The 12,600-nt window shown below is 61.8% G+C and carries 12 protein-coding genes; all 12 read right to left on the reverse strand.

The window, feature by feature from the left end:
• Position 1: 1 nt before the first annotated feature.
• The 12 genes from ACM5SV_RS07975 to ACM5SV_RS08030 all read right to left on the reverse strand — a co-directional run bounded on the left by ACM5SV_RS07975 (position 2) and on the right by ACM5SV_RS08030 (position 12,559).
• Positions 2–1,192, reverse strand: coding sequence for an amino acid aminotransferase (locus ACM5SV_RS07975; RefSeq protein WP_222014560.1), 1,191 nt, complete (start codon positions 1,190–1,192; stop codon positions 2–4).
• Between the two features lie 85 nt (positions 1,193–1,277).
• Complete coding sequence (gene hutH, locus ACM5SV_RS07980; protein ID WP_222014558.1) at positions 1,278–2,891, reverse strand: histidine ammonia-lyase; 1,614 nt, start codon at positions 2,889–2,891, stop codon at positions 1,278–1,280.
• The gene (locus tag ACM5SV_RS07985; protein WP_222014557.1) at positions 2,888–3,070 is read right to left on the reverse strand and encodes a hypothetical protein; all 183 of its coding nucleotides are present in this window, start codon (positions 3,068–3,070) and stop codon (positions 2,888–2,890) included. The genes hutH and ACM5SV_RS07985 overlap by 4 nt, the downstream gene beginning before the upstream one ends.
• Entirely contained in the window at positions 3,067–3,663 is a 597-nt protein-coding gene (locus ACM5SV_RS07990; protein WP_222014556.1) for a TIGR02444 family protein, read from the reverse strand. Before ACM5SV_RS07990 ends, ACM5SV_RS07985 begins: the two co-directional genes overlap by 4 nt.
• Positions 3,663–4,730, reverse strand: a complete 1,068-nt coding sequence (locus ACM5SV_RS07995) for an ABC transporter ATP-binding protein (RefSeq protein WP_012759303.1) — start codon at positions 4,728–4,730, stop codon at positions 3,663–3,665. The genes ACM5SV_RS07990 and ACM5SV_RS07995 overlap by 1 nt, the downstream gene beginning before the upstream one ends.
• Before the next feature lie 2 nt (positions 4,731–4,732).
• On the reverse strand, positions 4,733–5,758 hold the full coding sequence (locus ACM5SV_RS08000) for an ABC transporter ATP-binding protein (protein ID WP_222014555.1): 1,026 nt from the start codon (positions 5,756–5,758) through the stop codon (positions 4,733–4,735).
• A gap of 1 nt (position 5,759) precedes the next feature.
• Complete coding sequence (locus tag ACM5SV_RS08005) at positions 5,760–6,683, reverse strand: ABC transporter permease (protein WP_222014554.1); 924 nt, start codon at positions 6,681–6,683, stop codon at positions 5,760–5,762.
• Positions 6,680–7,675 carry an ABC transporter permease gene (locus ACM5SV_RS08010; protein ID WP_164025448.1) on the reverse strand — a complete coding sequence of 332 codons (996 nt, stop codon included), beginning with the start codon at positions 7,673–7,675 and terminating at the stop codon, positions 6,680–6,682. Before ACM5SV_RS08010 ends, ACM5SV_RS08005 begins: the two co-directional genes overlap by 4 nt.
• A gap of 67 nt (positions 7,676–7,742) precedes the next feature.
• Entirely contained in the window at positions 7,743–8,681 is a 939-nt protein-coding gene (locus ACM5SV_RS08015; RefSeq protein ID WP_027689410.1) for an isocitrate lyase/PEP mutase family protein, read from the reverse strand.
• Between the two features lie 145 nt (positions 8,682–8,826).
• Positions 8,827–10,437 (reverse strand): ABC transporter substrate-binding protein, encoded by a 1,611-nt coding sequence (locus ACM5SV_RS08020; protein WP_222014553.1) that lies wholly within the window; start codon positions 10,435–10,437, stop codon positions 8,827–8,829.
• 107 nt (positions 10,438–10,544) lie between these two features.
• Positions 10,545–11,120 (reverse strand): UbiX family flavin prenyltransferase, encoded by a 576-nt coding sequence (locus ACM5SV_RS08025; RefSeq protein WP_003543560.1) that lies wholly within the window; start codon positions 11,118–11,120, stop codon positions 10,545–10,547.
• Positions 11,117–12,559, reverse strand: a complete 1,443-nt coding sequence (locus ACM5SV_RS08030) for a UbiD family decarboxylase (protein WP_222014552.1) — start codon at positions 12,557–12,559, stop codon at positions 11,117–11,119. Before ACM5SV_RS08030 ends, ACM5SV_RS08025 begins: the two co-directional genes overlap by 4 nt.
• Positions 12,560–12,600 lie beyond the last annotated feature (41 nt).

The following is a 12,600-nucleotide window of genomic DNA, read 5'->3' on the forward strand; positions in this document are numbered from 1 at the left end:
GTCAGCGTTTCCCGCGAACTGCCAGAACGGCTTCCGCAAAGGTGTCGATCTGGCTGGCCTGCAGCCCGGCGACATTGATGCGTCCGTCCTCGACGATGTAGATCGCGTGCTGCTCGCGCAGCATCACGGCTTCTCCGGGTGTCAGGCCGATCAGCGAAAACATGCCTTTGTTCTTGGCGAGGAAATCGTAGTCGCTGCCATTGGTGAAACGCCGGAACGAGGCAGCAAGCCCCTGGCGCAGCGACAGAATGCTGGAGCGCATATCGTCCAGTTCGGCGCGCCAGTCGGCCGAAAGCGCCGGGTCTTCCAGGACGGTGCGAACGATAGCCGCGCCATGATCCGGCGGCATCGAATAGACGAGACGGGCTCGCACTGCGAGTTGCGCCTTGGCTGCATCCGCCCGATCCGCGTTGGCGGCGAGAATGAATGCGGCACCCGTACGCTCGCGATAGATTCCGAAATTCTTCGAGCATGACGAGGAGACGAGCATTTCCGGAACCATGCCGGTGAGCAGCCGTACCACGAAGGCATCGTCCTCGAGACCCTCGCCAAACCCCTGATAAGCGATATCGACCAGCGGAACGAGCCCGCGCTCGGCGATGATCTCTGCCAGCGCCTGCCATTGCGAACGGCTCGGGTCGGCGCCGGTCGGATTGTGGCAGCAGCCGTGCAGCAACACGATGTCGCCCCGCTCCGACCGTGAGAAATGATCGAGCAGGGCGTCGAAATCCACCTCGCCTGTTCGGCGATCGAGGTACGGGTAAGTGACGACCCGAAGCCGGTTGTCTTCGAGGATCGACACATGGTTCACCCAGGTCGGGTCGGGCACATGGACCGCAGCACCCGGGCGCGCCAGGGAGATCAGGCCGGCGAGCACCGTCAAGGCGCCTGCTCCGCCCGGCGTCTGGATGCCGCGAATTCGCTCCCACGGCGCGGCTTCGCCGAAGACAAGCCTGCCGATGAGATCGCAGAAAACAGGATCTCCGGCCGGGCCGACATAGGCTTTGGTCGTCTGCGCGGTATGGATTCGCTTTTCTGCCTCCCTCACCGCCCGCGGGATCGGCGTCGTACCGGAGGCGTCCCGGTAGACTCCGACGCCGAGATCGATCTTGTTCGAACGACTGTCCTGCCGGAAAATCGGCATCAACGACAGGATCTTGTCGGCTGGCGGCATTATCAGATCATCGAACATGGTTCTCTCCGGTCAGGGGAATTGCGGGCGGCGATGAAATGCCGGCGCTTCATGATGCGGCCGCAGCGCAAATCAGCCGGCCCGCCTATTTCAGGGCGCCGATCTTGTTCTCGATGGTCTCGAGAAATGCGCCGGACCGCACGATCTCGAGAGCCGGTGTGGTCTGCTTGGGCATGTAGCTGTCCTCCTGCTGGAACGGGATCGCGTCGCGAAGCGCGTCATAGAGCGCCTGGCTGCCGGTCCCGAGCTTGTAGCCGCCGAGTGCCTCTTCGGTCAGGAAGATGGCGCGGGCCGCAAGCAGGCATTCGACACCAAGGATCTTCGGCATGTTGTCGACCACCTGACGCGTCTTGCGGCATGCCCATGTCGCCATCGAAACATGGTCTTCCTGGCTGCTCTTGGTCGGGATGGTATCGGCAACGGCGGGGAAAGCCAGCGTCTTGTTTTCCGATGCGACGGACGCCGCAGCCGTCGAGATGATGCCATAGCCGTAATTCAGGCCGATCGGCTTGCCGGCAAGGTTCGGCGGCAGGCCGTAGTTCAATGTCGTGTCGCAGAGCGAGAACAGGCGGCGCTCGGAAATATTGCCGATTTCCACCAAAGCGATGGTCAGCAAGTCCATGGCAAAAGCGATGGGTTCGCAATGAAAGTTGCCGCCGGACAGAAATTCCAGCGCGCCGAGTTCGTTCCAGAAGACGAGCGGATTATCGGTCGCGGCGTTGAGCTCGCGCGTGATCAGCTCCTTGGCGTGCTCCAGCTGGTCGCGGCAGCTTCCATGCACCTGCGGCAGGCACCGGAAGGAATACTGATCCTGGATCCGGGCGGTGTGTTTCGGATGCAGGATATCGTCCTCGAGGCGCACCGCACGCGCCGCCTCGGTCGTGCGACGGCTGCCTTCGATAATGCGACGGATATTTTCCGCAGTTGCGATCTGCCCGGGCTGCTTGCGCACAAGATGAATGCGGGGATCGAACGCCGCCTGCTCGCCGCGGATCGCCTCCAGACTGAGCGCGCCGGCCGCATCGGCGGTCTTCATCAGCATCTCGGCGTCGTGGAGGTTGAGAACCGCCATGGCCGCGCAGAGGCTGTTGCCGTTGATGAGGGCAAGGCAGTCCTTCGCCTTGAGATCGAAAGCAATTGGGGAGATGCCGGCCTTTTCCAGAGCCTGCGGCGCCGGCATGCGTTCGCCCTGATAAAAGGCTTCCGCCTCCTCATAGCCGATCAGCACCGAAACCATGTGCGCGAGCGGCGCCAGATCGCCAGACGCGCCGACCGACCCCTGGATCGGCACCACAGGGTGAACGCCGCGGTTCAGCATCTCAACGAGACGATCGACCACTTCGATCCGCAGGCCGGAAACTCCGAGGCAGAAGGCGTTGATGCGGACGGCCATCATGGCGCGGACGATTTCTTCCGACGCCGGTTCTCCGATGCCGGAGCAATGAGAGAGCACGATATTGCGTTGGAAGCGGTCGTTATCTGCCTGGCTGATGGCATAATCCTTGAGCTTGCCGACGCCGGTGTTGAAGCCGTAGGTTGGCGGTGCATTTTCGGTCAGCCAGTTTTCCTCGATATAGTTTCTCACCTTGATGATTTCGGCGCGCGCTGCATCGGCGAGCGCTACCTTGGCGCCCTGGCGCGCGATGCGAACGGTATCTTTGATCGTCAGGCTGTCACCGTCTAGAATTATGGCGTTCATCTCGATGTCCTTGAAGCTCGATAGGTGTGAGAAAGTAAGTGCCGAAATCGAACACGCGCGCCGGGAGCGCAGCCTGTCTCGATCGCAGCGGTAATGCCGCCAGTGACGGCGACGGAGTTTTCCGTGAAACCTTCTTCGGTGACGATGGTTTCTGTCATGACGGCGTCGAAATCGCTCATGATGTCTTCAGATCCTCAGTGCGCATGATGGGGAAGCCGTGGCACACGGCTTTGGCGGCGTGTCGAAGCCGTCCGACCAACGTCCCTGCTTCGGGTTCCGGCATGGAAATCGTTTCGAGATAACGGGCTGCCAGCCCGCCCGGCCCTTCGAGCGGGAGAAAGTCGTCGGCCAGACGCCGGACCTGCAACCGTTCCGCCTCCAGCTCGGCTGCCTTGATCTTCTCGTAAAATTCAATCTCTGCCGTGTTCCTGCGGCCTTGACGCAGGGTTAGCCGAAGATGTCGCAACGGCAGGACGAAAAGCGAGCGCCATTCGCCGGCACGGTCCAGAAGCCGCTGCATCTCGCCGTCATCCACGCCGTGTCCGTCACTATCCGCGAGAGTGAAGAACAGCAGAGACGGCACGTCCACCGCATGACGTGTCTGGGCTTCGAGACACCAGGATGCGATGCCGGGCTCACCATAGAGCCGGACCACGACATCGAATACATTGGCACAGAAAGCAGCGCGCCTCGCGGTTCCGGTATCCCGTTCTGAGCGCGCGCTGCCGCTTGCCACCGTTTTTTCTGCGAATGCATCAGCGGTTTTTTCCATCACGCTTGTTCCGCCGTCTTCATTCCGGGCGCCGGTTCGTCGTGAGGGAAATGACAGGCCGCGAATTGGCCGTGGGGCATCGATGCAAGCTTCGGTTCCTGTTCCGCACAAACCGCCTGTGCGCGTGGGCAACGCAGGCGGAACCGGCATCCGGACGGCGGCGCGCTCCGCGACAAGGCCTGCGTCGGCGTTGTGCTCGGCACGATCTTCCGGCTGGCATCGGGAACCGGGACTGCTTCCAGCAGCATGCGGGTATAGGGATGCGCCGGACGCTGATAGATGGCATCGCCGGTTCCGATCTCGACGATCCTGCCCATGTAGAGGACGGCGACCCTGTCGCTGACATTGCGCACGACGGCGAGATCGTGGGAAATGAAGATCAGCGCCAGGTTTCGCTTCTGGCGGATATCCTGCAGAAGATTGATCACATGCGCCTGCACTGACACGTCGAGAGACGCAACCGGCTCGTCGCAGACGATCAGCTCCGGCCCAACGGCAAGCGCCCGCGCGATCGCAATACGCTGGCACTGGCCGCCGGAAAACTGATGCGGCCTGCGGCCCTCCACCATCGTCCGGCTCATGCCGACATCGTTGAGCGCACGATCGACCCTTTCCAGTCTTTCCGCTTTGTGGATGCCCTGGATCTCGAGGCCTTCTCCGACGATATCCTGCACCTTGCGGCGCGGATTGAAGGAAGAAATCGGATCCTGGAAGATCATCTGCAGCTTGCTGCGGATGGCGCGAAGATCGGAAGCAGACAGATCGGCAACATTCAGGCCGTCATATTCGACGTGGCCGTCGACACGCGTGTCCGCCTTCGGCAGAAGCTTCAGAAGGGCACGGCCGATGGTCGTCTTGCCGCTGCCCGACTCTCCGACGAGACCGAGTGTTTCCCCAGGAGCCACGTCGAAGGAGACGCCGTCGACCGCAACAAAGATCTTGCCGCCGCGCCGGTATCTGACTGAGAGATCGCGTACCTTCAAAAGCGCGTCGTCGCGCAGGAAAGCAGCGAAGGCATGCGTTGCGGCACCTGTATCGACGGCTTGGCCGGAAGCCTCGTCATTCATGACTATGCCCTCCTTTCGACCGCGGTGTCGGCTGCATCGCCGGTTTGAACAGGCACATAGCAGGCGAAGCGGTGCTTGCCGTCCGCACTGGTGGTCATCGGCGGCATCGAGGCATGGCAGCGGGCCTCGGCGGCGGGACAGCGCGGTGCGAACGGGCATCCCGGCGCGGGGTTGGCAAGATCGGGCGGACGGCCCGGGATCGTGCGCAGTTTCGTATGAGCCGGCTGGTCCATGCGCGGCATCGCCGAAAGCAGAGCCTCGGTATAGCGATGGCGCGGATGGGAAAAGACGGTGTCCGTCGGGCCGTATTCCACGACATGCCCGCCATAGAGCACGAGGATGTCGTCGGTGCGTCCGGCGACGATGCCCAGATTGTGCGTGACCAGGATCATCGACATCTGCCGCTGCTGCTGGATAAGCTGCAGCAGATCGAGAATTTCCTTCTGAACCGTCACGTCGAGCGCGGTCGTCGCCTCGTCGGCGATCAAGAGATCCGGCTGGCAGGCAAGTGCGGTGGCGATCATGATCCTCTGCTTCATGCCGCCCGAAAACTGATGCGGATAATGCCCGTAACATTCCGCGGCATCGGGAATGCCGACGCTTGCCAGCAGTTCGATCGCGAGTGCCTTCGCCTTCGCCTTTCCGAGGCGCAGATGGAAGCGGCTTGCCTCTTCGATCTGCCGTCCCACCCGCACGAACGGATTGAGGGATGTCATCGGGTTCTGGAAAACCATCCCGAACCTGCGGCCGAGAAAGGCGCGGCGTTTCGTCTCGTTAAGCGTCGACAGATCGGTCCCGTCGACAAGGATGCGGCCGCTGGTTTTCATGCTCTCCGGCGCAATCCCCATGATCGTCTTAACCAGCATGGATTTGCCCGCGCCGGATTCTCCGACGATGCCGAGCGTCGTGCGCGGCGGGATGCTGAAGCTGACGTCATGCAGCACGCGGATCGGCCCGAACGGCGACCTGAAATGACAGGAGATCTCGTGACAATCGAGGACCGGGGTGGTGTTCACTGCCTCATTCATATCAGAGTTCCCTGCCGCGATGGTTCATGCGACGGGCCAGACAATCCCCGACCGTGTTGAGCGAGTAAACTGTTAGAACGATGGCGACGATTGGTCCGAAGATCAGCAGTGGAAAGCGGCTGAGCAGGTCGGTCGAGCTGGCGATCATCCCGCCCCAGCTTGGCGCCGGCGCTGGAATGCCGTAACCGAGAAAGCTCAGCGATCCCTCCGTGATGATCAGCCCCGCCATCAGCGGCGGAACGATGGCCGTCAGCGCCGGAACGAGATTGGGCAGGATCTCGCGCAGCAGAAGCCGCATGTCAGAAGCGCCCATGGCGCGCGCCGCCAGCACGTAATCACGGTCGTTCTGGGCGATCACGCCGCCTTTGGCGATGCGTGCATAGGTTCCGATATCGAGCAGGCCAAGCGCCAGCATCATCGTGAAAACCGAATTTCCGGTCACCGATATCAGCGCCAGGATGACGAGGATCGGCGGAAGCGACGCCATGGAATTGGCATAGAGATCGACGATCCGCTCGACCGGGCCGCGATAGAAGCCAGCGAGCATTCCGAGGATCATGCCGATCACCAGCGAGATCAGCGTCGCGACCGAGACGATGGCGAGTGTCGTTCGCGCGCCATAGAGCACCCGGGACAGGATGCTGCGCCCGAGTGCATCGGTTCCGAACAGGCCGTTCAGGCTCCATTCCGGGCCTTGCGAGAAATCGCCATAGGGGAAGCTTGCCCGAACGAGACCCGGAATGAACTCCACGAAAACCGAGGAGATGATCAGAACCGCCAGGAACAAGAAGGCGAACCATTCCATCGGATGGCCGCTCGGCATACGGAACCGCGCGGTCTTCGGCATCGCGGCATTCAACGTCTCCGCCAATGCGACCGCTTCGCCGGGCGCGAGGTCCGTTTGTGTCGGCTGGAGGCGGCTCATGACACGTCCACCCGCGGATCGATAAGCGCGTAACCGAGATCGACCAGGATGAAGATGACGACGAAGATCACCACCGTCAGCGAGAGGATGGCCTGCATGACGGGCAGGTCGTGGCTGCTGACTGCATTGAGAACGGTCCAGCCGATGCCGGGCACCGCGAAGTAACTCTCGACGATGAAGGAACCGCCGAGCAGATAGGTCATCGACAGGCCCATCACCGTCAGCACCTGAGGAGAGGCCGGGCGCAGCACGTGGCGCATCAGGATATAGCGCGTCGGCAGGCCCTTGGCCCTGGCAACGAGGACATAGTCCTCCTGGAGGACCGCGACGAATTCGCTGCGGCTCACCCTGTAGAAATAGGCTGCCTGGTGCACGCTGAGGCACATTACCGGCAAGGCGACGTAGTAGAGATTGCCGATCGGATCGTCGCTGAAGGTAACCCAGCCGGTCGCCGGCAGCCAGCGCAGCACGATCGCGAAGACGAAACCGAGCAGAACCACGATGACGAAAGTCGGGATCGACAGCATGACCGAGGACACTGCCCGCAGCACCGTATCGAGGATGCCGCCCGGACGGCTGGCGGTGTACATGGCCAGCGGCACGCCGATCAGAAGCGAGACGAACATGGCAAGCAACGCGATCTCGAACGTCACCGCCGCCCGGTCGACCAGCAGTTTTGCCACCGACTGCTGGCTGAACATGGTCTGCCCGAGATCTCCCTGCAGAAGCCGTCCGAGCCAGCCGAGATAACGTTCCCAGACCGGCAGATCGTAACCGTAACGGCTGTTCAGCGCATCGATCTGCGCCTGCGTCGCGTTTTCTCCAAGGATCAGCTGCGCGGCCGACCCCGGCATCAGGCTCGACAGCGCCGTCGCCGAGAACGTCACCAGCAGGAAGACCGGAATGCCGGCCAGAAGCCGGACGCCGACCGCTTTCAGATAGGAGAGCTTGGCAATTCGCAACGATCGGACTCCGATTGTCAGGTGGAACATCCAATGCCGGACTGGACCGGCATCCGGATTTCGCAATACGAGACGGCAGAGCGGCCGGCCTCCGGGATCAGAGCGCCTTCCATCTGTCCTCGGCATCGAGCCAGCCGCTGTCCCGCTCCAGCGAGGCCTTCTGCTCGGCAGGCGTCATGCCGCCCATGCTGTGCTCGTCCGCGTAACGCGTGCTGCGGTCCTTGAAGACATGCCGACCGTAATCCATCATGCCATACATCGATCCCTTCTCGAGATAGTGCATAGTCACCAGGTTGAAGCCGAGCGCCTCGATTTCCTCGAGCCGCACGAAGGGCACGCCGTTGACGGTCGCGACATCGCCGAACATCTTCCAGCCGGGCAATTCCTTGGCCACCTTCCGGCATTCCTCCAATGTGCGCAGGCCGTGCACATAGGTCATCTCAGCGCCGAGTGCTGCGGCGCGCACGCAGCGTTCGATAGCGTCGTCCAACCCCTTTTCGAGCTTGGATTCAGTGCGTGCGATAACCACGCAATCGGTGCCTTGACAGGCTTCGATCGAGGCCTTGATCTTGGCGAGCCAGAGCTCCTGCGAGACGACCTCGTGCGGCACGTTTCCATCGACCTTGCCGGCAAGCGTCGCCGCCTCCATGGCGCGGCCGAACCGCGCGTAGCCGCGTTCATTGGGCGTATCCTCGATCAGGATCGCTCCGGCGCCGGCTTTGGCGAGACGATAACAGGTGCGGAAGGTCTGGACGACATCGCCGAAACCGTCATCGGCATCGATGACCAGTGGCAGAGGCGAATAGTCGGCGATGCGGTCGGTCGCGTAGACCAATTCCTCCTGATTGTGCAGGCCAAGATCCGGCACGCCGGACATGCTGAATCCCAGTGATGCGCCGCTGAGCAGGATCGCCTCGAAGCCGGCCATTTCCGCCGCCTTGGCGGAGTAGCAATCCCAGACGCAGGGCGTGAACACCTGCTTGCGGGAAACCAGGTCCCGAAACTTCACCTTCTCGCGATTGCCGATCATCGTCATCCACCTTTTCCGATCGCCCCGCATCGCAGGGCTCATTCTGTCGTCTTAACGTCTTTGGCTTGTACGGTCGTCCAGCCCATCGACCGGCCCTTCGCTGCCCGCCCGGATCTTCCGGGCGAGCCTGCACGTCGTGATCTGGAACCCGCTATTTCTGGCAGACATCCGTGCAGACGTAGAGGAACTGCTTTTGCAGGATGCCGCCGTTCGAAGGAACGACGCCGCCGGTATTGTCGCGCAGCAGCAGCGAGCGCGTCTGTTCACCGAAGATGTAAAGCGGCATTTCGGTTGCGACGAGCTTCTGAACCTTGACATAGGCGGCTTTGACAGCGGCAGGGTCGAGGGTGGAGCTGGCCTCCTTCAATGCAGCGTCCATCTCGGCGCTCTTGTACTGTCCCCAGTTGAAAGCACCGCCGGAACTCAGCAGATTGGAAATGTTCGGCTCGGCGCCGTTCGACACCAGCACCCCGCCTTCGACGCAGATGTCGAAGTCGAGCTGCGTCTTGCATCGCTGGATCAGCGAGGCCTGGTCGACCTCGACGATCTCAGCCGAGGCGCCTTCATAGCCGGTCAGCACCTGCTGGATGTAGGCGGCAAGACGCTTCAGGTCCGAGTTGGTATAGGTGACGATCTTGATCGAGAACGGCTTGCCGTCCGCCTTCAGAGCATCGAACAGTTCCTGCGCCTTCTTCGGATCATAGGCGGGAAGAGATGAAGCGCTGTCGAAATAGGGCGAATTCTCTCCAAAGTAATTGCTGGGTGCCTTGTATCCGGGCATCTGCGTGAAGGCCTGCATCAGCCGCGCGCGGTCGATGGCGGAATAGAAGGCCTCGCGGGCGCGAACATCCGTGAAGACACCCTTGGCCTGGTTGAGATAGGCGCGGTTGATGCCGCGGATCGGGATCTCGCGGGTCGCAACCCCCGGCGCCGTTGCGTTCGAGCCGAACTGATAGGGATAACCGGCCATCATCGTTGCGCCGCCCTGCACGACGGTGGCGATGCGGCTGTTGGTTTCGGGAATGATCGCGAACTTGATCGTATCCAGATAAGGGCGCGGCTGATCCCAATAACCGGGATTGCGGGCCATGGTCATCGATATGCCCTGGTTCCACTCGGTCAGCGTAAAGGCACCGGCGCCCACCGGCTTGATGTCGGTCTTTTCCTTGGCGGCCTTCAATGCTGCCGGCGAGGCGATGAAGGGGCACAGCTCGGCGATCTGGGCTGCGAAATTGGCGTTCGGGGAGGACAGCTTGATCGTCAGCGTCTGCGGATCGACGACGCTGATCGCCTTGTTCCATGAGGATATGAACGGCTGTGCCGGTGAAAGCGTGGCCGGATCGGCGGCGCGGTCCCAGTTGTATTTGACGGCTTCCGCATCATAGGGCGTATCGTCCGTGAACTTCATGTCCTTGCGAAGCTTCAAGGTCCAGGTCACGGCGTCTGTGCTGGTCAGGCTTTCGGCCATGCCGCCGGTCACGACGCCCTTGTCGTTGACGTAGACGATGAAGCCGTAGACGGCGTCGAGCACATCCATCGGGCCGCCGGGATAGGTGCCGGCGGTGATCGCCGGATCCCAGCTCTTGATGTCCGAACCGTTGATGATGGTCATCGTGCCGCCGCTGACCGGTTTTTCCGTCTGCGCACCTGCGTGAGACGCGGCGAGCATCACGGGTGCGGCCGCCATCAGCGACAACAGCAACGCGGCGCCGCCGCGCATGAACAGGCTCTGCAACCTTCTGGAACGATTGTCTGACAACATCACTCTATCTCCTTTTTTTGAGTTCCCCTGGGGGAGTGATTGTGCGTCGTTGTTTTGCATGCGGTTGACATGGTGGCCCGGCAGCTTTCAGCGCTGCTCTTCATGGCTCAGTCGTTATGATCCTCCGTCCAGCGCCTGACCGTCGGATGATGAAGCCCGAATTGATCCAGCGCACGCCCCACAGTCTGGTCGACCATTTCGGCGATTGATTTCGGCAGCGTGTAAAAGCTCGGCACCGGCGGCATGATGACGGCGCCGTTGCGTGTTGCCTGGTCCATCAGCGCGATATGGCCCGCATGCAACGGCGTTTCCCGCACCATCAGCACCAGCCGGCGGCGTTCCTTCAGGCAGACATCGGCGGCGCGCACGATCAGATCGTCCGCATAACAATGTGCGATCCCGCTCAGCGTCTTGATCGAGCATGGCGCAACCAGCATGCCGTCGCACCGGAAGGAGCCGGAGGCGATCGAGGCGCCGATATCCCCGTGGCTGTAGACCCGGTCGGCGAGGCCACGGATTTCGTCCGCGGTCTTTCCCGTCCCTTCGGCCAGTGCCGTGCGGATCGCCGAGGGCGATATGACGAGATGCGTCTCGACATCGTCGAAGTCCCGCAGCATCTCCAGCGCACGCAGTCCGTAGATTGCGCCGGAAGCCCCTGATATGCCGATGATCAATCGCCTCAAATCAGCATCTCCGGCTTGACGCGCAACAGCAGCTGGCGCATCCGTTCGTAGGAATCCGGCGGCGGAAGCGCCTTGTCGAACCCTTCCCTTCGGTCACCCGCCTTCATCGTGGCGTCGTAACCGACCTTGGTGATCACGCCGCCGTCTTCCTGAGGCTCGGACCGGTCTGCCGGAAGGTCCGTGACGATGAGAATGTCGCGCTCCGCGCGCATGCGCGTCATCTTTGCCAATTCGACGGCATCGAGATCCCAAGGGTCGACATCGCTGTCGACGATCGTGATGTTCTTGACGATGCTGACCGCACCCCAGCAGATCGACATGATGCGGCGTGCCTGTCCCGGGCGGGGCGCATCGATCTGCACGACCACGTTGTTCCGTCCGCTGCCTGATGCGGTGACGGCAACCTCGCCGACATTGAGAACGGACCGCCGGATGACGGCCTTGAGGCTGGCAGCGATCGGCACTGCGCCGAGATAAAGGTGCTCCATGTGGTAACCGGGCTCGATCACCTGCAACATCGCGTCGGAGCGGCAAGTCATGCATTCAAATCTGACGCGCACCCCGGAGCCGTAATCCTCGTACATGCCGTGATATTCGGAGACCAACCCTTCGAGGATCGGCTCGTCGACATGAATATGACCTTCGAGCACGATCTCCGCCTCTGCAGGCACGGCAAGATCGACCGACTTGCAGCGGACAAGCCGCACCGGCTCGCCGAGCAGCGATCCGGCGCAGTGCATTTCATCGTCACCAAGCCCCAGATAGAAGCAGGCGGCAAGCTGAATGGCGGGATGCGCGCCGAGGACGACGGCGAAAGGGAGCGGCTCGCCTTTGGCGCCCGCCTTGCGGGCCATGATGGCGAGATGATGGTTCGGTGCAATTCCGATCATCGCCTCGTTCGGACCAAGCACCTTGATACGGGCATAGGACGCGTTGCCCAAGCCCGTTTCAGGGTCACGCGCCACGATCAGACCCGCGGTAATGTAAGGACCGGTCTCCTTGGAAAAGAAAGTCGGGACTGGAAGCCGGGTCAGGATGTCGTCCTGGAAGAGCTGTTGCTGTACCGGCGCATCGTCCACGAAGACCGGCGGCACCGGAGAGGCGATCGAGGACAGCAGCTTTTCCTGGATATCGCTTTTCGCGACGTCAAGCGCCAGGGCGACACGATCGAGATCCGACAGGATGTTGCCGAAGATCGGCATGTCGTGACCTTTGATGCAGTCGAGCCGCACCGCCGCCTTTTCATCGACGATGGAAAGAATGGCCGATACGTCGTGGATCGGGTCGACTTCCTCCGAAATCACCAGCAGCTGACCGCGACGGTCGAGCTCCTGAAGAATGCCCCGACACGACTGATCGCTTTCGCTGCGTGGCATTGCAGCGCCGGCCGTCCCGGATGTCATGGCCGGGTTTTCAAGCGGATCAGGGTGATCATTCATCCGGCAATCCTGTGAAAGTCATTTCCGAGGGCTGTTTTGAT

The sequence above is a fragment of the Rhizobium sp. CRRU65 genome (assembly GCF_048551595.1).
Taxonomy (GTDB): Bacteria; Pseudomonadota; Alphaproteobacteria; order Rhizobiales; family Rhizobiaceae; genus Rhizobium; species Rhizobium leguminosarum_J.

Excerpts from the sequence above, each read along its gene's own strand:
- ACM5SV_RS07975 (WP_222014560.1), bottom strand. The coding sequence starts at position 1,192 with ATGTTCGATGATCTGATAATGCCGCCAGCCGACAAGATCCTGTCGTTG.
- hutH (WP_222014558.1), bottom strand. The coding sequence starts at position 2,891 with ATGAACGCCATAATTCTAGACGGTGACAGCCTGACGATCAAAGATACC.
- ACM5SV_RS07985 (WP_222014557.1), bottom strand. The coding sequence starts at position 3,070 with ATGAGCGATTTCGACGCCGTCATGACAGAAACCATCGTCACCGAAGAA.
- ACM5SV_RS07990 (WP_222014556.1), bottom strand. The coding sequence starts at position 3,663 with ATGGAAAAAACCGCTGATGCATTCGCAGAAAAAACGGTGGCAAGCGGC.
- ACM5SV_RS07995 (WP_012759303.1), bottom strand. The coding sequence starts at position 4,730 with ATGAATGACGAGGCTTCCGGCCAAGCCGTCGATACAGGTGCCGCAACG.
- ACM5SV_RS08000 (WP_222014555.1), bottom strand. The coding sequence starts at position 5,758 with ATGAATGAGGCAGTGAACACCACCCCGGTCCTCGATTGTCACGAGATC.
- ACM5SV_RS08005 (WP_222014554.1), bottom strand. The coding sequence starts at position 6,683 with ATGAGCCGCCTCCAGCCGACACAAACGGACCTCGCGCCCGGCGAAGCG.
- ACM5SV_RS08010 (WP_164025448.1), bottom strand. The coding sequence starts at position 7,675 with ATGTTCCACCTGACAATCGGAGTCCGATCGTTGCGAATTGCCAAGCTC.
- ACM5SV_RS08015 (WP_027689410.1), bottom strand. The coding sequence starts at position 8,681 with ATGACGATGATCGGCAATCGCGAGAAGGTGAAGTTTCGGGACCTGGTT.
- ACM5SV_RS08020 (WP_222014553.1), bottom strand. The coding sequence starts at position 10,437 with ATGTTGTCAGACAATCGTTCCAGAAGGTTGCAGAGCCTGTTCATGCGC.
- ACM5SV_RS08030 (WP_222014552.1), bottom strand. The coding sequence starts at position 12,559 with ATGAATGATCACCCTGATCCGCTTGAAAACCCGGCCATGACATCCGGG.